Origin of the sequence: Novosphingobium sp. KA1, from assembly GCF_017309955.1 — a bacterium.
In the GTDB taxonomy this organism is placed as follows: domain Bacteria; phylum Pseudomonadota; class Alphaproteobacteria; order Sphingomonadales; family Sphingomonadaceae; genus Novosphingobium.
The window spans coordinates 1,527,031-1,547,280 of the sequence record NZ_CP021248.1; the positions used below are offsets into that span (position 1 = coordinate 1,527,031).

Here is a 20,250-nt window from a genome sequence, read left to right on the forward strand (position 1 = left end):
CCTGCGCTGCTGCCACCTTTTCCTGACCGGCGCGGGCCGCTATCGATTGTTCCAATGCCTGCTTCCCCCCAAGCCGCAGCCCCCCGCGCGGCATCCGCCCACGATCTTGCCCGCGCGGCCGACTTTCTCGCCACCTGCGAGGACTACCGCGTGCTGCGCAAGCTGCGCCCGATTGCGCGCTTCCACGTGCCGCGCCCCGGCAGCGAGGGCCGCATCGGCGTTGCCCTCGACGTCGAGACGACCGGGCTCGACCATGAGGCGGACCGCATCATCGAACTCGCCGTCCAGCGTTTCCGCTACGATGAGGCCGGACGCATCGTACAAGTCGGACAGCCCCGCGTCTGGCGCGAGGACCCCGAGCGCGTGCTCGATCCGCGCATCACCAAGCTGACCGGGCTCACCAATGCCATGCTCGACGGACAGGCGATCGACGAAGCGGCTGCCATTGACATCCTGGCCTCGGCAGACCTCATCGTTGCCCACAATGCCGCATTCGACCGGCCCTTTGTCGACAGGCGTCTGCCTGCCATCGCCGACAAGGCCTGGGCCTGTTCGATGGCCGAACCCGACTGGCTGGAACTCGGTTTCGACGGGCGGGCACTGGCGTACCTCGTCTCGCAATGCGGCTGGTTCTACGAAGGCCACCGGGCCGAGAACGACATCCTCGCGCTGATCTACCTGCTGGCCCACGGCCTGCCGGACGGCCGCACGGTGATGGCGGAACTCATCGCCCGCTCCGAGCAGCCGGGCTGTCGCGTCAATGCAGTGGATGCCCCATTCGGCGCCAAGGACCTGCTCAAGGCCCGCGGCTACCGCTGGAATGCTATCATGCGCTTCTGGTCGAAGGAAATTCCCGAAGCCGAGCGCGAGACCGAGGAACTATGGCTGAAGACCGAGGTCTACACCGGCCACGGCAGCCCGGCGCTGCACCCGGTCACCGCTTGCGACCGCTACAAGGGCTTTTGACCGGGGGGGGGGAGCTCATCACCGGGCAGGTTCATACTGCATCTGCCGGGCCGTCTTGCGCGCAAGGTCCGGCCCCGCAAAACGGGCGACAAGATGCAGGCTCATGTCGATCCCGGCGGAGATCCCCGCCGAGGTGACGATGGCGCCCTGATCGACAAAGCTCACGCCCTCGGCCACCCGGACGGCGGGGAACATCCGCCGCATTTCCGGGATGTCTTCCCAGTGGGTCGTCGCCTCCCGCCCATCAAGAAGTCCGATCCTCGCGAGAATGAAAGCCCCGGTGCAGACCGAGGCGGTCAGGGCCGCCTGGCCAGCAGTCCGGCGCAGCCAGTCCAGCGTGACGGGATTGGCCAGCGGTTCGTCGACGATCCCGCCAGGCACAATCACCACGTCGCATCGCGGCGCATCGTGGAAGGCATGATCCGGCATGACCTTCAGCCCGTGACGCGCGGACACCGGCGCCGCCGTCTGCGCGATGGTGACGACTGAGAAAGGCCCGTGCTCCTGCCCTGGCCGGCTCGGAGCAATCCGCGCTGCGACCGAAAAGACCTCGTAAGGCCCCGCGAAATCGAGCACCTCCACGTCCCGGAACAGCAAAATGCCCACGGTCAGGGGGCGTTCTGTCCTGTTGATCGAGGGCGAGGGTACTGGCTTGGTCATCTCGGCCAGCGTAGCGTGGATGGGCGGGAATGTCTGCCCGCTCCCGAACACCGGCAAGGCCGGAAGCCGCCGGTCCTGTCCGCGACCGGCAGCTTCCACGGCCAGCGATCAGATTGGCATGCCGGGCGGGATCGCCGGAGCCGCGCCGGGGGCGATGGCGCGGGCAAGCGCGTCCTTGTCCTCGAGCATCTGCGCCGTTCCCCGTGCCCAGCGAGCATCCTCGCCGCTGCCGCTCACTTTCGCGAGGCCGCGCGCTTGCTCGTGAAGCTTGTCAGTGAGAATCGCGGCAATGTCGCCGGGCATGTCCTTGTCGTGCGCGGCCCGGGCGATCGAAACCAGCGTACGATAGGCGATCCGCCGCCCGACCGCCGAGCTGCGCCCGTCGAGCGTGGCCGCAATCAGCTTGTCGACCAGTTCATCAACGCCCAGCAGCGATGCTTCGTCCTGGTGCTGGAGATAGACGCGGGTCAGCCGCGCCGGCGCGAGCAGCGAATCCAGCGTGACTTGCGCGGCGACGTCGGCCGCCACCAGCGGATCGAACGCGGAAGCCCCGGCCGTATCGAGCACTTCGGTATCGAACTGCGCATCCCCGCGCCCGTTGACGCCGTAGGACAGCAGGGGCAGCAGCCGCGCCGGTACGGTCAGTTCCTTTTCGGATAGCGTCGCCAGCAGCGCCGAAAGCGCGGCTTCCTGCTTGTCCGCCGCCGCAGGCGTGGGTAACGCGCTGCCGTCTCCGGCCACCGCATATGTATAGTTCACGCCGCCCACCAGCTTGCCGACAGCGTCGATCTCGTAGCGATGGAGCAGCCACATCGGGACGAATTTGCGCCGCAAGTCGGACAGCGCCTCGCCCGGACGCAGGACCGCCGGGCCGAAATTGTTCATGGCGATGCGGCGCACTTCCATGATGTGCTGGAGGTCCGGGGCTTCGTCCGCGCCATCCGTCCACATGCTGTCGCCCGGCACCCCGAGGTCGGCGCTCCGCCCGTCGATATCGGTCATATAGCGCATCCCGGCCTGCTGGATCGCCAGCGCCTTGGCGGCTGCTGCCTTGTCGTGGTCCTGCCCCGGCAGCGGCTGGCCATAGAGCCAGTCGACGGTGAACTTGTCCCAGCTGCCGATCCCGCTGGCATAGGCATCGCCAAGGTCGATCCTGCCGTCAACGACGTTCATCCGGGCAATCGGATAGTCCATCACCGAGGTACGATCCTGGGTCGAGCCTTCGAAATTGTGCACGAAGCCGATGGCATGGCCCACTTCGTGTGCACCGAGTTGGCTGATGCGGGCGAGAGCGATCCGCACCGGATCGTTCGGCCCGCCGGTATTCTCCTGCGCGGTGCCGACAAGGCTTTCGTAGAGGATGACGTCCTGCCGCACGCGCAGCGCGCCCAGCACCACGTTGCCCTTGATGATCTCGCCGGTGCGCGGGTCAATCACGCCGCCGCCATAGGACCAGCTGCGGGTCAGGCGGTCACCCCAGTTGACGACATTGTAGCGCACGTCCTGCGGATCGGCATCGGGCGGCAGGATCCTGACCTGGAAGGCATCGATGTAGCCTGCCGCATCGAAGGCCTGGTTCCACCACGCCACCCCTTCGGCCAGCGCGGTCCGGATCGGCTCGGGGGCCGCTCGGTCGATATAAAAGACGATCGGCTTGCGCACCCTGGAACGCGGCGCGGCGGGATCGAGCTTGTCGAGGCGAAAGTGGTTCGCGAGCTGATACTGCACATCCTCGCCAAGCGGGGTGCCGAAATCGTAAACCTGGGTACCGTGCGAGCCGGAACGGATGTCAAACCGGCGCACGGTGAAGCCGGCATCCGGCAGCCTCACCAGCGAGTGATGCACGACAAAGCTGACCTTGCGGCCGTCCGGGGCAATATTGTCCACTTCCTTGCCGGGACTGTCGTTGGAATAGGTCTGCACCGCCTCCAGTTCAATATTGTCGGGAAACACCTTGACGGCGGAAGGGTCTGCGGCGCTCAGGCTCTCGTCCAGCTTCCAGCCCTTGGCGTCCTGGCCCAGCGCGCGCGTGATGTTCATCGTGTCATGGGTGAGGAACGGCGCGATGTCGATCGTCACCGCGCCGTCGGCATCGGCGGCGACAACATCAACCATGCCCACCGTGCTGAAGGGAAAGCTCTCGCGTGCGCCCTTTTCGATTTCGGCAGCACCACTCGCGCGGAAACGCGGGTTCTCGTAAGTGATTGCCATCTTCCTGCCGAAGCGCCGGAAGGCGAGCAACTGCGTATCTCCCAACATGCCATGGTCAAGCCGGACCGGGGCAGAACCGAGGCCTACCTTGAGCGCCGTGGCATACAGGAAACGCCCGCTCACGCCGTCCTTGTCGGGCGCAGGCAGCTTGAGCAGGATGCGCCCGCTTTCCTTGTCGACGCTGACCGGCAGCAAGGCGCCATCGCTCGAAGCCACCGTCACCGGAGCCGCCATGGCGGCAAGGGGCAGCGCGGCCCCGCCCAGCAACAACCCCAGCGGGAAGGCAAGCATCGCGGCGCGCGAACGGCGCGAAGAATGACGCAAGGTGCGACACGGCATGTAATATCTCCCTGAAATTCACGGCGAAAATCCCGACCTTGCGCCATCCGGACCCTGTACGACAATCTTTCGTGCCGCTGCGATCAAGCTATCACAACAAAGCATGCGTAACCCATCAAAGTGCGGCAATTTTCACACGGGTATTGATCGATTCATGTGCAGATCGATCAAAAGCAGGGGAAAGTCGAAGATGATAGAGATCGAAAGGACCGACTATCGCATCTTGCAGGAGCTGTCCCACGACGGCCGCATGTCGGACGTGGCACTGGGCGAACGCGTGCACCTTTCCAGCACCGCCGTGGCCCGCCGCCGCAAGCTCCTCGAGGAACGCGGCGTCATCAAGGGCTACAACGCGCAGCTCGACATGGGCACGCTCGACCTCAATATGGTCGTCATCATCATGATCGAACTGACTTCCCAGGCCGAACATGTGCTCAACGAATTCGAGCAGGCCGTCGTTGCCTGCCCATCGATGTCCTATTGCAGTTTCATTTCGGGGGAAACGGACTTCCTGATGTTCGTACACGTCCGCTCGTTCGAGGATTATGACAAGGTCTACCGCCGCGAACTCTCCACCCTGCCCCATGTCGCCAAGATCCGTAGCAGCTTCGTCATGCGCAAGGTGCTGGAGCGGACACTACCGCCGGTGCTGTTCGGCTCCGGCGCAGGTGCGGCGAATCTACAGCGCCATCGGTCGATCGAGACGGTTTGAAACCCCAAGGCCCTGCCCGCGCTGCGCGCCGAAATCCTGCGCGCGACGGCATGATCGTGATGGATTCCGGCGCTGCGGCTGCGCAATTCGGCAAAATGAGCAAGGATGCTTCAGCGTAGTTATGTTATACATTTTGCCGGCAACATGAAATGTTCGATCACCGCTAGACGTTTTTTAAATGATAATATAACCAAACCTATATAAGCGACTAAACAAGTCTGTAGCACATAATGGCCAGAAGCGCCCTCCAGCGTCTTCGGGTCGCGTAAACATATAACAGAACAGAAATGGCGCCCTGCCCACAACGGACAAGGCGCTCGTGGCGAAGCCTGCTCATGAAATGGGGCGGCTGCGCGACGGGGAGAAGGTGTGCCCGGAAGCGTCGTGAAGACTGCCTATGAGGGGGCCCATTATGTTTTCCAGCACGACCGCCTATCCTGCGAACCGTTCCGGGGCGCGGTTCCATCGGGCTCGCTCGCTTGCCCATGTCCGTCTGACACTGCTTGCCGGCGCCGCATCGCTGGCGCTAGGCGCCGCCGCGGCCCACGCCCAGGACACCGCCACGACCACCGCCACGACCACCGGCGGCGATGAAGCCGCCGTGCCCGCAGGCGATATCGTCATCACCGGTAGCCGCATCGTGCGCGACGGCTACAGCGCCCCGACCCCGGTGACAGTACTGGGATCGCAGGAAATCAACGCCCAGAAACCGGCCAACATCTCCGACTTCGTCAACCAGCTTCCCGCCATCACCGCCGGCAGCACTTCAGCCAACAGTTCAGGCAGCCTTTCCAACGGCAACGCGGGCATCGCCTCGGTCAACTTGCGCGGCCTCGGCGCGGGCCGCACGCTGGTGCTGCTTGACGGCCAGCGCTCGGTCGCCTCGAGCGTGAACGGCACGGTCGACGTCAACACCATCCCGCAGGACCTGGTCGAGCGCGTCGAAGTGGTGACCGGCGGCGCTTCGGCGCAATATGGCTCGGATGCGGTCGGCGGCGTCATCAACTTCATTCTCAACAAGAAGTTCACCGGGCTCAAGGTCACCGCCGACGAGGGCCTGTCGACCTACGGCGATGGTTTCAACTACCGGCTTGGCGCCACCGCCGGCCTGTCGCTGCTCGACGACCGGCTGCACATCCTGCTCAACGGCAGCTATTTCAAGCAGAATCCGGTCACCTCGATCAAGCGCAGCTGGAACGACAGCGCCTATTTCCAGATCACCAACCCGAACTACACCGCCACCAACGGCGAGCCCGAACGCCTCGTCGGTTCGGGCTTTGCCCCCTATACCTACACGGCTGGCGGCCTGATCACCTCCGGCGCGCTCAAGGGCACCTATTTCCTGGGCGAGGGGCAGACCGGGCAACTCGACTACGGCACCTACAGTTCCACCTCCAGCCCCTACATGATCGGCGGCGATACCGACGTAACGCTGGCCGGACATGTCGGCACCAATTCGCTGCTTCCCGATGAAAGCCGGATCTCGGTGTTCAACCGTACCTCGTTCGACGTGACGAATTCGATCGAGATCTTCGGCCAGGTGTCCTACAATCGCTACCACGGCATCAGCTACTATCAGCAGACCCCCAGCACCGGCGTCTCGATCAAGTCGGACAACGCCTATCTGCTGACCCAATATCCTGAGGTCGCCGCGGCGATGGCGGCGAACAACCTGTCGTCGATCACCATCGGCACCAGCAATGCCGGCTTCCCGGTGCCGGGCAGCAACAATACCCGCGAGGTCTACCGTTATGTCGGCGGCGCCGACGGCACCTTCAACGCGCTCAACCGCGACTGGACCTTCAATGCCTATTTCCAGCACGGCATCACCAAGTCCCACGAAGAGCTGATCAACACCTGGAACACCGCCCGCATGGCGCTGGCGCAGGACGCGGTGCTCTACAACGGCCAGATCGTCTGCCGCTCGACCATCACCGATCCCGGCAACGGCTGCGTGCCGATCGACCGGCTCGGAACCGACGGTCCCTCGGCCGAGGCACTCGCCTATATCTACGGCGACGCACAGCCGCAGCGCGACCAGACGATCAAGCAGGATGTCGGCGCAGTCAGCTTCAACACCCAGCTGTTCGACATGCCCGCAGGCCCTGTGGCAGTGGCCTTCGGCGGCGAATGGCGCAGGGAATCGATCAACGGCTCGGTGGAATCGCAGTTCAACTCGGGATGGCTCTACGGCAACTATCTCGTCAACAAGGGATCCTACAACGTCAAGGAAGGCTTCGTCGAACTCTCGGTCCCGGTCTTCACCGGCTTCGACATCGACGCCGCCGGCCGCTATACCGACTATTCGACCTCGGGCGGCGTGACCACCTACAAGATCGGCGCGACCTGGCAGCCGATCCCCGACATCAAGCTGCGCGGCACCTACAGCCACGATATCCGCGCGCCCAACCTGCAGGAACTCTTCGCCGCCGGCACCGCGCGCACCAATACCGTGATCCTGCCCGACAATGCGCCGCTGACCGGCTCGCAGCAGTTCATCGAGAACACTGTCGGCAATCCCAACCTCAAGCCCGAAAAGGCCAATACCTGGACCGCAGGCGTGGTTGTCTCGCCCCGCTTCCTGCCAGGCTTCACCGCCTCGTTCGACTATTACGACATCAAGATCACCGACGCGATCGGCTCGGTCACGTCGCAGAACACGGTCGACAACTGCTACGAGCTTGGCCTGGCCGACTACTGCGCCAACATCGTCTATTCGGGCGGCGCCCTCAGCACGATCACCATCCAGCCGTTCAACTTCGCCAGCCAGCGGGAAAAGGGCTTCGACGTTGCCGCCAGCTATCGCACCGCAATGTCCGCCATCTCCGAGAAGATCCCCGGAAACTTCAGCATTTCCGCCAATCTCACCCACTACATCTCGAACGTGGTCGACAATGGCGTCTTCCCGATCGACTATGCCGGTGTCAACGGCGGCAGCCTCTCGGGCAGCTACTCCTCACCCAGCTGGGTCTATCGCATCAGCGCTTTCTACGACATCGATCCGGTGACACTCAACTTCGTCACCCGCGGCTTCAGCGACGGGGTCTACGGCAACGACTATATCGAGTGCACCTCGAACTGCCCGGCCTCGACCACGCAGTACCGCACGATCAACAACAACCACATCAACGGCGCGATCTACTTCGACACCTCGGCCAGCGTGAAGCTGCGCAGCGCCGGGCGCGAGGCCACGCTCTCGGTGGTAGTCAACAACCTGCTGAACCGCGCGCCCGAACTGATCGGCAACGGCCCGAGCGGCAACAACGTACCCGCCTACGCCCAGACCAATCGCTCGCTCTACGACGTGATCGGACGGACCTACCGCCTCTCGATCTCCGTCTCGCTGTGATCCCCCCTGGCGGGGACTTCGGTCCCCGCCGTCCCCTTCGCGCTTTCCCCACTTATGCAAGGTTCGACGACATGATCCAGTTCACGCGCAAACCCCGCCATCTCGCCGCCCTGGCTTTCACCGCCGCAACGCTGACAAGCTTGGTTCCCGGCGCCGCCGCGGCCCAGAGCGCCGATGCCGCTGCGCTCAAGCAGGAAGCCGCCGCCGATGTCGATGCCCATGCCAAGATGATCCAGCAGGGTGTGGATTCGCTGTTCAGCTTTGCCGAGCCCGGCTTCCAGGAATTCAGGAGCTCCGCCTATCTCGCCGATATCCTCGAGAAGAACGGCTTCAAGGTGACCCGAGGTGTCGCCGGCATTCCCACCGCCTTCACCGCCACGTGGGGCAGCGGCACCGGCGGACCGACGATCGCGCTCGGCAGTGACATCGACGACTTGCTGGGCGTCTCGCAATATCCCGGCCTGCCTTACGCCAAGCCGATCGTAGAAGGCGCCCCGGGCCACGGCGAAGGCCACAATTCGGGCATGCCGATGATGATCGCGGCAGCCATCGCCGCCAAGAACGTGATGATCAAGCACCACATCCCCGGTCGCATCATGGTCTGGCCTGGCATTGCCGAGGAGAACCTCGCCTCCAAGGCCTACTTCGTGCGTGCCGGGCTGTTCAAGGACGTCGATGCCAACATCTTCGCCCATGTCGGCACCTCGTTCGGCACGGCCTATGGCGAGATGGGTTTGAACGGCATGGTCTCGGTGGAATACACCTTCAAGGGCCGGACCGCGCATTCCGCCGGCGATCCCTGGGACGGCCGCAGCGCGCTCGACGGGGTAGAACTCATGGACGTGGCCTGGAATTTCCGCCGCGAACATCTGCCGGTGACCCAGCGCTCGCACTACGTCATCACCGAAGGCGGCGGCCAGCCCAACGTCGTGCCGGGCGAGGCCAAGGTCTGGTACTTCTTCCGCGATCGCACCTTCGACGCCGTCCGCTCGCTCTATGATACCGGCAATACCATCGCCGATGCGGCTGCGATGGCAACCGGCACTTCGGTGACGCACCGGATCCTCGGTTATGCCGCGCCCAACTTCGGCAACAAGCCGATGGCCGAGGCGGCGCAGGCCAATATCGAAGCCGTCGGCATGCCCAAGTGGACGGCAGACGACCAGGCCTTCGCCAAGGCCGCGCAGGTCAACTTCGAACGCAAGGTGGAGCCGCTGCACGACAGCGTCGATCCGCTCTCCACCCCCGAAAACCGCCCGCGTTCGATCGGCGGCGGCTCGGACGACATCGGCGACATCATGTGGACGGTGCCCACGATCACCGTGCGCTACCCCTCGAACATTCCCAACATGATCGGCCACAACCTCACCTCGGCGGTGGCGATGGCGACGCCGATCGCCCACAAGGGCGCAGTCGCGGGCGCCAAGGCGGTGGCGATGACGGTAATCGACCTGATGACCCGGCCACAGCTGCTGGCGGACGCCAAGGCCTATTTCAAGGACGTCCAGAACAAGGACCAGCACTACGATCCAGTGATCACCGCCAGTGATACCCCCGCCATCTGGCTCAACGCCGAAGTGATGAAGCGCATGCGCCCCGAGATGGAAAAATACTACTACAAGCAGGACAAGTACCCGAGCTACCTCGACCAGCTCGGCATCAAGTACCCCCAACTCGGCACGCCGCCCAAGACCTCGCAGGCCCCCGCGGACGTGACGGATGCCGCCACTCGCCCCGATGCCGGTGCACCGGCTCCGTCCCGCGTCGGCGGTTGACGATCCCGCCGGCCTGAACGAACCCACCCTGCCGCTGGTCGGAGCGAGTGCTTCGTCCAGCGGCCGTTTTCAGGCAAGCAGGTCCTCGTAGAACGCGCCGAAAGGACGCTCCGGGTGGCGGATCTGCATTTCGAGGATCCACAGCCCCTTGCCGGGCACGGCATCAAAATCACCGAGGTTGCCCCCCTTGTGGACCGAGTGCGGATAGTCGCTCACCCGGTGCCCCTTGATATCGATATTGAGCACCCAGCCCATCGCACGGGCTTCTTCTTCCGCGCGTTCGTAGAGCGCGCGGCCTGATACCGCGCCATGGTTCCAGATCGCCCGAACACGATCGAACAGCACGCGCACAGCCTCGGCACAGGCCTGCATCTCGGCGTCGCTTCCCACCGTGTAGGTCGCCCCGACGTCACCTTCATGCCCGAGGAATACCGGTCCCATGTCGATGAAAAAGATGTCGTTTTCGCCAAGCACCGCATCACCCTCGCTGCGGTCGCTGAATATCTTGAGCGTATTGGCCCCAAAACGGACGAGCAGCGGATGCCAGGTGCGCTCCATGCCCATTTCGGCGAGGATCGCCTCACCCGCCACGCGTACGTCGGCCTCGGTCATGCCCGGACGGACAAGCGCGGCGATGCGATCGAGCGCCTGCCACGACAGCCTCTGCGCCTCCGCGATCGCACTGCGCGAATAGGCGGGACCGACCGCTTCGCGCGGCTGGAACGAGAGGGGGGCGTGGGTGGTCATGACACGTATCTCCGCTAGGCCGGCCCCGCGTCTGGCGGCACGTCCCGCTTCCGTCAAGTTCAAGCCGGCTTGATACCCATGCAGAGGTATTTCACCTCCATGTAGTCATCGAGGCCGTAGTGCGAACCCTCACGCCCGAGGCCGGACTGCTTGACCCCGCCGAACGGCGCCACTTCGGTGGAGATCAGCCCGGTGTTGATGCCCACCATGCCTGCCTCCAGCGCTTCGGCCACCCGCCAGACGCGGCTGAGGTCGCGGGCGTAGAAGTAGCTCGCCAGGCCGAACTCGGTATCGTTGGCCATGCGGATGGCATCGGCTTCGTCGGTGAAGCGGATCACGCCCGCCAGCGGCCCGAAAGTCTCCTCGCGCGCCAGCTTCATGTCCGGCTTCACGCCCGCCACCACGGTGGGGTTGAAGAACGAGCCGCCGCGTTCGTTGCGCTGGCCGCCCGCCAGTACCTTGGCCCCTCCGGCGATGGCGTCCTGAAGGTGCTCCTCCACCTTCTCGACCGCCTTCTCGTCGATCAGCGGGCCGACTTCGGTGCCCGCGTCCATGCCGTAGCCGACTTTCATGGCCGAGACGCGCTTGGCCAGCTTCTCGACGAATGCGTCGTAGACGCCGTCCTGCACGTAGAAGCGGTTGGTGCACACGCAGGTCTGGCCGCCGTTGCGGAACTTGGAGATCATCGCGCCATCGATCGCGGCATCGACATCGGCATCGTCGAACACCAGGAATGGCGCATTCCCACCCAGCTCCATCGAGGTCTTCTTGATCGTCTCGGCGCATTCGCGCAGCAGGTCGCGGCCGATCTCGGTGGAGCCGGTGAAGGTCAGCTTGGCGACCTTGGGGCTCTGCGTCAGCGCCGAGCCGATCTGCCCGGCGCTGCCGGTCACGACATTGACGACGCCCGCCGGAATGCCCGCCAGTTCGCACAGATGCGCGATGGCGAGCGCCGAATAGGGCGTGGCCGAAGCGGGCTTGATGACGATCGTGCAGCCCGCCGCCAGCGCGGGGCCGAGCTTGCGGGTGATCATCGCATTGGGGAAGTTCCAGGGCGTGATCGCGGCGACGACACCGACGCCCTGCTTGATGACGACGATGCGGCGGTCGGCGGCATGGCCGGGAATGGTGTCGCCATAGGCGCGCTTGGCCTCTTCGGCGAACCATTCGATGAAGCTGGCGCCATAGGCGATCTCGCCGCGCCCTTCGGCCAGCGGCTTGCCCTGTTCGCGGGTGAGCAGTTCGCCGAGGTCGTCCTGATGCTGGATCATCAGGTCGAACAGCCTGCGCATCAGTTTCGAGCGTTCGCCCGCGGTCCTGGCGCGCCATGCGGGAAGCGCGCGCTCGGCAGCCTCGATGGCGCGGCCCGTCTCGTCCGCACCCATCTTCGGCACCGTGCCCAGCACCGCGCCGCTGCCGGGGTCGGTCACTTCGAACGTCGCCCCGCTATCGGCATCGCACCACTGGCCGTCGATGTAGCACTGCTGACGGAGGAATTGGGTGAAAGCCATGGCCCTAATTCTCCTCAGACCCGCTCGACCGCGAGGGCCAGTCCCATGCCCACGCCGATGCACAGCGTCGCCAACCCCCGGCGTCCGCCCGTGCGCTCAAGCTGATGCACCAGCGTCAGCGCCAGCCGCGCGCCCGACATGCCGAGCGGATGGCCCAACGCGATCGCCCCGCCATTGCCGTTCACATGCGGCGCATCGTCGGGGAGCCCCAGTTCGCGCAGCACCGCCAGCGCCTGACTGGCAAACGCCTCGTTGAGTTCGATGGCATCGAAATCGCCGATGCCCAGCTCCAGCCGCGTCATCAGCTTGCGCGTTGCCGGAACCGGCCCGATCCCCATCACGCGCGGCTCGACCCCGGCCGACGCCATGCCGAGGATCCGCGCGCGCGGCGTCAATCCATGCACTTTCACCGCCTCCTCGCTGGCGATAATCAGCGCTGCCGCCCCGTCGTTGATGCCGGAGGCATTGCCCGCCGTGACCGTGCCGCCCGGTTCGAACAGCGGCTTCAGCCGCGCCAGAGTCTCCAGCGTGGTGCCGCGCCGCAAATGTTCGTCCACCGAAACCTCGACCATATCGCCGCTCCGGCGGCCCGGCACCGGAGTGACGACGATCTCTTCAGCAAAGAAGCCCGCTTCCTGCGCCGCCGCTGCGCGTTCCTGACTGCGCAGGGCGAAACGGTCCTGATCCTCGCGCGCAATGCCGTGGTCCTTCGCCACGTTCTCCCCCGTGCGCGGCATCGTCTCGGTGCCATAGGCGGCATCGAGCGCCGGATTGACGAAGCGCCAGCCCATCGTCGTATCCTCGATCTTCTGACTCCGTCCGAAAGCGCTGTCCGCCTTGCCCATGACGAAAGGCGCGCGCGTCATGCTCTCGACGCCGCCCGCAAAGGCCAGTTCCATCTCGCCCAAGGCCACCACCCGCGCGGCGGCGCCCACCGCTTCGAGGCCCGATGCGCAAAGGCGGTTGAGCGTGACGCCGGGCACCGTGTGCGGCAAACCTGCCAGCAGCAGGCTCATGCGCGCGACATTGCGGTTGTCCTCGCCCGACTGGTTGGCGCAGCCGTAGAACACTTCCTCCACCGCCGCCGGATCGAGCGAGGGGTTACGCGCCAGCAGCGCGCGCAGCGGCACCGCGCCCAGATCGTCGGCACGGATCGCCGCCAGCCCGCCGCCGTAGCGGCCGATGGGAGTGCGCACCGCGTCGCAAATGTAGGCAGGTCTGGTCATCGGCTATCCTCGGCTGGTTTTCCCCCGCCTAGCAACGCGACGCGCCAACGATGCCCTTAACCGGATAAGCGCGAAGGAATATCACAAGCGGGAAAGACGCCGCTCGCGCCCGGGCATATTTGCCTCGCATGGCCGCATCCCGACAGTGCATCCGGCATATCGAAGGCGCAGTCGTGAGGGCTCGTCACGGTCGCAAGAGAGGATATCCATGGCCCATCGCACTCGCTTCCAGGCGGCAATCACCGCCGTCTCGCTTCTCGCCCTTGCTTCCGGTGGCGGCCTGAGCGCGCAGGACGGCGATTCCGCACAGAAGCCTGCCTCCGCCGCGACCTTGCGCTACTTCGAGGAAACCACCGCCAGCCTGCCGTGGAACGACAAGGAGGACTTCGACCTTGCCACGCGCGGCTTCATCGCCGGCATTCCGGGCGGCGAGATCGCCAAGCCGGACGGCAAGCGCATCCGCGACCTCAAGGAACTGGACATCTTCAAGGGCCCGCGCCCGGACACGGTGAACCCCAGCCTCTGGCGCAATGCCCAGCTGCTCTCGCAATCCGGGCTCTTCAAGGTGACCGACCGGGTCTATCAGGTGCGGGGAATCGAACTGGCAAACCTGACCGTGGTGCTCGGCAAGACCGGCTATCTGGTGATCGACACACTGACCACGGTGGAGAGCGCCAAGGCGGCAATGGACCTTGTGCGGGCAAAGCTGGGTAACAAGCCGGTGGTCGGTGTGATCTACACCCATTCGCACATCGACCATTTCGGCGGCGCGGCAGGCGTCATCAGCCCCGAGGAAGCCTCCGCGCGGAAGGTGCCGATCATTGCGCCTGGCGGCTTCCTGAAGGAAGCGATCTCGGAAAACGTGATCGCCGGGCCCGCCATGAGTCGCCGCGCGATCTACGCCTTCGGCCATCTCATCGGCACCGGCCCCAAGGCCGACATCAGCGACGGTATCGGCCCGGCCTTCAACCGTCTGGGCAATGCCACCGGCTCCGTCCACATGCTGCCCCCCACGCATGAGGTGACGAAGACCGGCGAGACCATGACCATCGACGGCATCGATCTGGAATTCCAGTACATGCCCGATACCGAGGCCCCGGCGGAGATGGCGATCTACATGCCGCAACTGCGCGTGTTGGACATGGCCGAGAACGCCAATTCCTCGCTCCACAACATCCTCACCCTGCGCGGCGCGCAAGTGCGCGATGCCAAGGCCTGGGCGGACGACCTCACCCGCTCCATCGCGCTCTACGGCAACCGCACCGATACGCTGATAACCTCGCACTTCTGGCCGCACTGGGGCAATGCGAAGATCCTCGACTACCTCGGTGCGCACCGCGACATGTACAAGTACCTGCACGACCAGTCGGTGCGGATGATGAACGAAGGACTGAACGGCGCCGAGATCGCGGAGAACCTCAAGCTGCCCGCGCCGCTGGCCAACCGCTGGTTCAATCAGGGCTATTACGGCACCCTCAGCCATGATGCCAAGGCGGTCTACCAGCGCTATCTCGGCTGGTACGACGGCAATCCGGCGACCCTGAACCCGCTGCCGCCGGAGGCGGCGGGCGCGAAGTATGTCGAGGCGATGGGCGGGCCGGAAGCCGTGCTTGCCAAGGGACGCGCGGCCATTGCGGCGGGCGATTATCGCTGGGCTTCGGAACTGCTCTCCCGCCTCGTCTTCGCGCAGCCGGACAACCATGCGGCAAAGCTGGCGCTGGCCGACAGTCTGGAGCAGCAGGGCTATCAGGCCACCAGCTCGATGTGGCGCAACGCCTTCCTCACCGGCGCCAAGGAACTGCGCGAAGGGGTGAAGACCGGCGGCTTCGATTCAGTGGCGGGGGCAATTCCCGCCATGCCGCTGTCCGACATTCTCGACCTGCTGGCCGTGCGCCTTGTTCCCGAGCGGGCGCTGGCGGCACCGATGACGTTCGACCTCGTGCTGGATGGCAGCGCGCCGGCCGAACATGTCGAGATCCGCAACGGCGTGCTGGTGCATCAGCCGGTCGGGGCGGGCGTTCCCAAGGCTGCGGAACTGAAGCTCACGCGAGCGCAACTGGTGGCCGGGATCACGAAAAAGCCGCAGGACACCGCCCTGCCGCCGGAAACCGCCACGCGCCTGAACGCCCTGCTAGCCTTGATCGAGGCCCCGCGCGGGACGTTCGGGCTGGTCACGCCGAATCCCTGAGTCCGTTTCAAAATCCACCGAAAGGGCATTTTCCAAACAAACCCTCCATCATATCCGTGAATATGGCCCGGCCGATGCGCCGGGCCTCCCTGCCCCGGCGAGCGCAGGCTTAAGCCTGCTGCATGTCCATCTCTCTGACCCGTGACGGCGCCGTCGCCGTCGTCGCTTTCGACCGGCCTGCCGCGAAAAACGCCTTCACTCTGGCGATGCGCGCCGAGTTCGTCGCCGCCTTTGCCGAACTGGAAGCCGATCCCGGCATTCGCGCCGTGGTGCTGACCGGCACCGGCGGCAATTTCTGTTCCGGCGCGGATATCGGCGAGATGGGCGAGACGCCGCCCGATGCTTTCCTTGCCCGCATGCGCCAGCTTCACGCCATGGCGCGCGCCGTCGCCCGCTTTCCCGCCCCGGTCATCGCCGCCGTCGATGGCGTCTGCATCGGCGCCGCCTGGGGTTTCGCCATGGCGAGCGACATCGTGCTCGCCAGCGACCGCGTACGCTTTGCCGCCACCTTCCGCCGCATCGGCTACGCCCCCGATGCCGGGCTCGCCTGGCAGTTCCTGCACGCCATCAACCCGATGCGCGCGAAGGAAATCGTCTATTCGGGCCGCGAGGTTCATGCCGAGGAAGCCCGCGAGCTTGGCCTCGCCATGGAAGTCATCGCGCCCGAAGCGCTGCTGCCCCGCGCCATGGAGCTTGCCCACATGGTCGCGGATGGCCCCGCCACCGCGCTCCACCTGGCCAAGCGCCAGTTCGCTGCTGCCCCGGCCATGAGCCTCGACGCCTTCCTCGACTTCGAAGCGACGATGCAGCCGCTGCTCGGCCAGACCGCCGACCACCGCGCCGCCGTTTCCGCCTTCCGCGAGAAGCGCAAGCCCACCTTCAACGCCGGCTGAACGCCGCGCGTCCCTTTTGCATGGAGTAAACGATGATCCGCAGCGAACAGACCGGTCCGATCCTTCGGATCACGATCGACAACCCGCCGGTCAACGCCCTTGGCGCCGATGTACGCGCCGGGCTGGCGCAGGCCATCGCCGCCGCAGCCGAGGACGGAAGCGTCAGTGCCGTGATCGTCACCGGCAGCGGCAAGCTGTTCAGCGCCGGGGCCGATATTTCCGAATTCGGCAAGCCCCTCGCCGATCCGCAGCTTCCCGATGTTCTTGCCGCGATCGAAGCCTGCCCCAAGCCGGTGATCGCCGCGATCAACGGCACCGCGCTGGGCGGCGGACTGGAGATTGCGCTCGCCTGCCACTACCGCGTGGCGCTCGCCTCCGCAAAGCTGGGCCTGCCCGAAGTGAAGCTGGGCATCCTGCCCGGCGCGGGCGGCACCCAGCGCCTGCCGCGCCTTGTCGGCGTGGAGGCCGCGCTGAAGATGATCGTTTCGGGCGATCCCGTCTCCGCCAGCGCCGCAGCGGCCAGCGGTCTGGTAGACACGGTAGTCGAAAGCGCCGAAGACCTGTTCGATGCCGCCGCCGCCTTTGCGGGCTCGCCCGCCCGCCCGACCTGCGCGCGCGCGGTTTCCGGCGATGCGACCAGCGCCGATGCCTTCGTCGCCGCCAATCCCCGCCTGTTCAGGGGCCTCACCGCCCCGCTCGCCTGCGTCGAAGCCGTCAAGGCCGCAGCCACCCAGCCACTGGCCGAGGGCCTCGCCACCGAGCGCCGCCTGTTCCTCGAACTCGTCTCGGGCGAACAGTCGAAAGCCCTGCGCCATGCCTTCTTCGCGGAACGCAGCGCAGCCCGGATCGAAGACCTGCCCAAGGACATTGCCAAGCGCCCGATAAACCGCGTCGGCGTGATCGGCGCGGGCACCATGGGCGGCGGCATCGCCATGAACTTCCTCTCGGCAGGCCTGCCGGTCACCATGGTCGAGACCAGCGCGGAAGCGCTTGAGCGCGGCGCCGCGCTGATCCGCAAGAACTACGAGGCCACCGCCGCCAAGGGCCGCCTGACCGGCGCCCAGGTCGAAGCCGCCATGGCCCTGCTGACCCCCACGCTGGAATTCGGCGCGCTGGGCGAATGCGATCTGGTGATCGAGGCCGTCTATGAGAACATGGAGGTGAAGAAGCAGGTTTTCGGACGGCTCGACGCAGTGGCACGCCCCGGCGCGATCCTTGCCTCGAACACCTCGTACCTCGACGTCGATGCAATCGCCGCCTGCACCTCGCGGCCCGAGGGTGTGCTGGGCATGCACTTCTTCTCGCCCGCCAATGTCATGAAGCTGGTCGAGGTCGTGCGCGGTGCCAAGACCGCGCCGGACGTGCTCGCCACGATCATGGCGCTGGGTCAGAAGATCGGCAAGGTGCCGGTGGTCGCCGGCGTGTGCTACGGCTTCATCGGCAACCGCATGCTGATCCCCCGGCAGGACAATGCGCTGGCCCTCGTCATGGAGGGCGCGAGCCCCGAGCAGGTGGACAAGGTCCACACCGATTTCGGGATGCCGATGGGGCCGTTTCAGATGACCGACCTTGCCGGTGTCGATATCGGCTGGCATCGCGATCCCGAGCGCATCGACGATCTCAAGGACGCGCTCTGCGCGCAGGGCCGCTGGGGCCAGAAGACCGGCGCCGGTTTCTACGACTACGATGCCGCCCGCAAGCGCAGTTCCTCCCCGGTGGTCGCCGCGCTGATCGAGGAATTCCGCAAGCGTGAAGGCGTGACCCCGCGCGCCATTTCCGACGAGGAAATCGTCGTCCGCACGCTCTACACCATGGTCAACGAAGGCGCGAAGATCCTGGAGGAAGGCATCGCCCAGCGCTCCTCCGACATCGACGTGGTCTGGCTCTACGGCTATGGCTGGCCGCGCTGGACCGGCGGCCCGATGTTCTGGGCCGAACGCGAAGGCTTTGCAAAGATCGTCGCCGGACTGGAGCGCTACGCCAAGAGCATGCCCGAAGGCTTCTCCATCTCGCCGTTGCTGCGCGAACAGGCGGCCGCCACCGAAGAGCCCGTGGCGTGAGCAGCGCTTTCGCCTTTTCCTATGGCCCGCGCCTCGTCAGCGGCGCGGGCAGCGCGGACCGGATTGCGGACCTGCTGCCGGCAGGCCCGGTGCTGTTCGTCACCGACCGGCAGATCGTCAGCCTCGGCCTTGCCGAAGGCGCGCTGGCGGCGCTGCGTGCCTCTGGCCGGCAGGTGACAGTGGCAAGCGAGGTCGAAGCCGACCCCTCGCGCGCCACGTTGGAGGCGGTGGTCGCGCTTGGCCGTGAAAGCCGTGCGGCCAGCGTCGTCGGTTTCGGCGGCGGCAGTCCGATGGATGTTGCCAAGCTTGCCGCCTACCTGCTCGGCTCGGGCGACGATCTCGACGCGATCTGGGGCGTAGGCAATGCCCGGGCCAAGGGCCTGCCGCTGGTGCTGGTGCCGACCACGGCGGGCACCGGATCGGAAGCCACGCCGGTCTCGATCATCACCCTGCCGGGAGACGAGAAGCGCGGGGTTTCCTCGCAAGCTCTCATCGCGGGGCACGCCGTGCTGGACCCGGCGCTGACGCTAGGCCTGCCACGCGCCGTCACCGCCGCCACCGGCATGGACGCGATGGTGCACGCGATCGAAGCCTATACCTCGATCCATCTCAAGAACCCGCTGTCCGACCTGCTGGCGAGGGAAGCGCTGCGGTTGCTGGCGGCCAACCTGCTGCTCGCCTGCGAGGAACCCGGCAATGTCGCCGCGCGCGAGGCGATGCTGCTGGGCGCGCATCTGGCCGGCGTCGCCTTTTCCAATGCGCCGGTGGCTGGGGTTCATGCCCTGGCCTATCCGCTGGGCGGGCGCTTCCATGTGCCGCACGGCCTTTCCAACGTGCTGATGCTGCCGCATGTGCTTGCCTTCAACATGAGCGCGGCGATGCCGCTCTATGCCGAGCTTGGCCCACTGGTCGATCCCGCACTGGAAGGGCTTGGACAGCAGGCTCAGGCACAAGGTCTGCTCGAAGCCTTGCGCACGATGGCGGCGCGCGCCGGGATGCCCGCGCGGCTTTCCGCCGTGGGGGTAAGTTCGGCCGATCTCGACCAGCTTGCCGCCGACGCCATGCTGCAGGAACGCCTGCTGAAGAACAACCCCCGCACGATCACGCAGAGTGACGCGCGCCAACTCTATGAGGCTGCACTGTGAGCCGTGAACCCCTGCGTCCGCGCGGCGCCTATCGCCATTTTACCCCGATCAGCACCCGCTGGCACGACAACGACGTCTACGGCCACGTCAACAACGTGGTCTATTATTCGTGGTTCGACACGGCCGTGAACGCCTGGCTGATCGAGGTCGGCCTGCTCGATATCGAGAACGGCAACCCCATCGGCCTCGTGGTCGAAACCGGGTGCCGTTATGCCGCCTCGGTCGAATTTCCACAGAAGGTGGAGATCGGCCTGAAAGTGGCGCGGCTCGGCTCCAGCAGCGTGACCTATCATCTCGGCGTCTTCGTGGAAGGGGCTGGGGAAGCGGCAGCGGAAGGGCAGTTCACCCACGTCTATGTCGGCAGGGACAGCCGCCGCCCGACGCCGCTGCCCGAACCCTGGCGAGCGATCCTGAATTCCATCGCCTGAGATACAAAAAGGGGCGGCGCGGTAATCCCGCGTCGCCCCT

14 protein-coding genes are annotated in these 20,250 nt (G+C 65.7%); 9 read left to right on the plus strand and 5 right to left on the minus strand.

Translation table 11 applies throughout. From position 1 onward, the window contains the following. The first annotated feature begins 54 nt into the window (after positions 1-54). A complete protein-coding gene (locus tag CA833_RS24415; protein ID WP_142639028.1) occupies positions 55-966 on the plus strand; it encodes a 3'-5' exonuclease in 912 nt (303 codons plus the stop codon). An 18-nt stretch (positions 967-984) separates the two neighbouring features. Here the strand turns inward: CA833_RS24415 and CA833_RS24420 are convergent, their stop codons facing one another. Both CA833_RS24420 and CA833_RS24425 read right to left on the minus strand, forming a co-directional pair. Further along, positions 985-1,725, minus strand: coding sequence for a DJ-1/PfpI family protein (locus tag CA833_RS24420; protein WP_207080508.1), 741 nt, complete (start codon positions 1,723-1,725; stop codon positions 985-987). Positions 1,726-1,734: 9 nt separating this feature from the next. Beyond that, entirely contained in the window at positions 1,735-4,176 is a 2,442-nt protein-coding gene (locus CA833_RS24425) for a zinc-dependent metalloprotease (RefSeq protein ID WP_242526486.1), read from the minus strand. A gap of 190 nt (positions 4,177-4,366) precedes the next feature. Here CA833_RS24425 and CA833_RS24430 point away from each other — a divergent pair, with 190 nt between their 5' ends. The 3 genes from CA833_RS24430 to CA833_RS24440 all read left to right on the plus strand — a co-directional run bounded on the left by CA833_RS24430 (position 4,367) and on the right by CA833_RS24440 (position 10,012). Beyond that, a complete protein-coding gene (locus CA833_RS24430; RefSeq protein ID WP_242526487.1) occupies positions 4,367-4,888 on the plus strand; it encodes an Lrp/AsnC family transcriptional regulator in 522 nt (173 codons plus the stop codon). A gap of 412 nt (positions 4,889-5,300) precedes the next feature. Then, positions 5,301-8,237 carry a TonB-dependent siderophore receptor gene (locus CA833_RS24435; RefSeq protein WP_207080509.1) on the plus strand — a complete coding sequence of 979 codons (2,937 nt, stop codon included), beginning with the start codon at positions 5,301-5,303 and terminating at the stop codon, positions 8,235-8,237. Between the two features lie 71 nt (positions 8,238-8,308). Next, a complete protein-coding gene (locus tag CA833_RS24440; protein WP_207080510.1) occupies positions 8,309-10,012 on the plus strand; it encodes an amidohydrolase in 1,704 nt (567 codons plus the stop codon). A gap of 69 nt (positions 10,013-10,081) precedes the next feature. Here CA833_RS24440 and CA833_RS24445 read toward each other — a convergent pair whose 3' ends face one another. From CA833_RS24445 to pcaF, 3 genes are read right to left on the minus strand one after another with little or no spacing between them, the layout of a single operon-like run. After that, the gene (locus tag CA833_RS24445) at positions 10,082-10,759 is read right to left on the minus strand and encodes a M24 family metallopeptidase (RefSeq protein ID WP_142639036.1); all 678 of its coding nucleotides are present in this window, start codon (positions 10,757-10,759) and stop codon (positions 10,082-10,084) included. A 59-nt stretch (positions 10,760-10,818) separates the two neighbouring features. Continuing rightward, entirely contained in the window at positions 10,819-12,270 is a 1,452-nt protein-coding gene (locus CA833_RS24450) for an NAD-dependent succinate-semialdehyde dehydrogenase (RefSeq protein ID WP_207080511.1), read from the minus strand. A 14-nt stretch (positions 12,271-12,284) separates the two neighbouring features. Next, entirely contained in the window at positions 12,285-13,496 is a 1,212-nt protein-coding gene (gene pcaF / locus CA833_RS24455; RefSeq protein WP_207080512.1) for a 3-oxoadipyl-CoA thiolase, read from the minus strand. Between the two features lie 208 nt (positions 13,497-13,704). Between pcaF and CA833_RS24460 the strand changes: the two genes are divergently transcribed. The 5 genes from CA833_RS24460 (at position 13,705) to CA833_RS24480 (ending at position 20,210) form a co-directional block, all read left to right on the plus strand. Further along, complete coding sequence (locus CA833_RS24460; RefSeq protein WP_207080513.1) at positions 13,705-15,684, plus strand: alkyl/aryl-sulfatase; 1,980 nt, start codon at positions 13,705-13,707, stop codon at positions 15,682-15,684. Between the two features lie 122 nt (positions 15,685-15,806). Beyond that, on the plus strand, positions 15,807-16,577 hold the full coding sequence (locus CA833_RS24465) for an enoyl-CoA hydratase/isomerase family protein (RefSeq protein WP_207080514.1): 771 nt from the start codon (positions 15,807-15,809) through the stop codon (positions 16,575-16,577). A gap of 32 nt (positions 16,578-16,609) precedes the next feature. Continuing rightward, a complete protein-coding gene (locus CA833_RS24470) occupies positions 16,610-18,637 on the plus strand; it encodes a 3-hydroxyacyl-CoA dehydrogenase NAD-binding domain-containing protein (RefSeq protein WP_207080515.1) in 2,028 nt (675 codons plus the stop codon). After that, a complete protein-coding gene (locus tag CA833_RS24475; protein ID WP_207080516.1) occupies positions 18,634-19,782 on the plus strand; it encodes an iron-containing alcohol dehydrogenase in 1,149 nt (382 codons plus the stop codon). Before CA833_RS24470 ends, CA833_RS24475 begins: the two co-directional genes overlap by 4 nt. Then, positions 19,779-20,210, plus strand: coding sequence for a thioesterase family protein (locus tag CA833_RS24480; protein ID WP_207080517.1), 432 nt, complete (start codon positions 19,779-19,781; stop codon positions 20,208-20,210). The genes CA833_RS24475 and CA833_RS24480 overlap by 4 nt, the downstream gene beginning before the upstream one ends. Positions 20,211-20,250 lie beyond the last annotated feature (40 nt).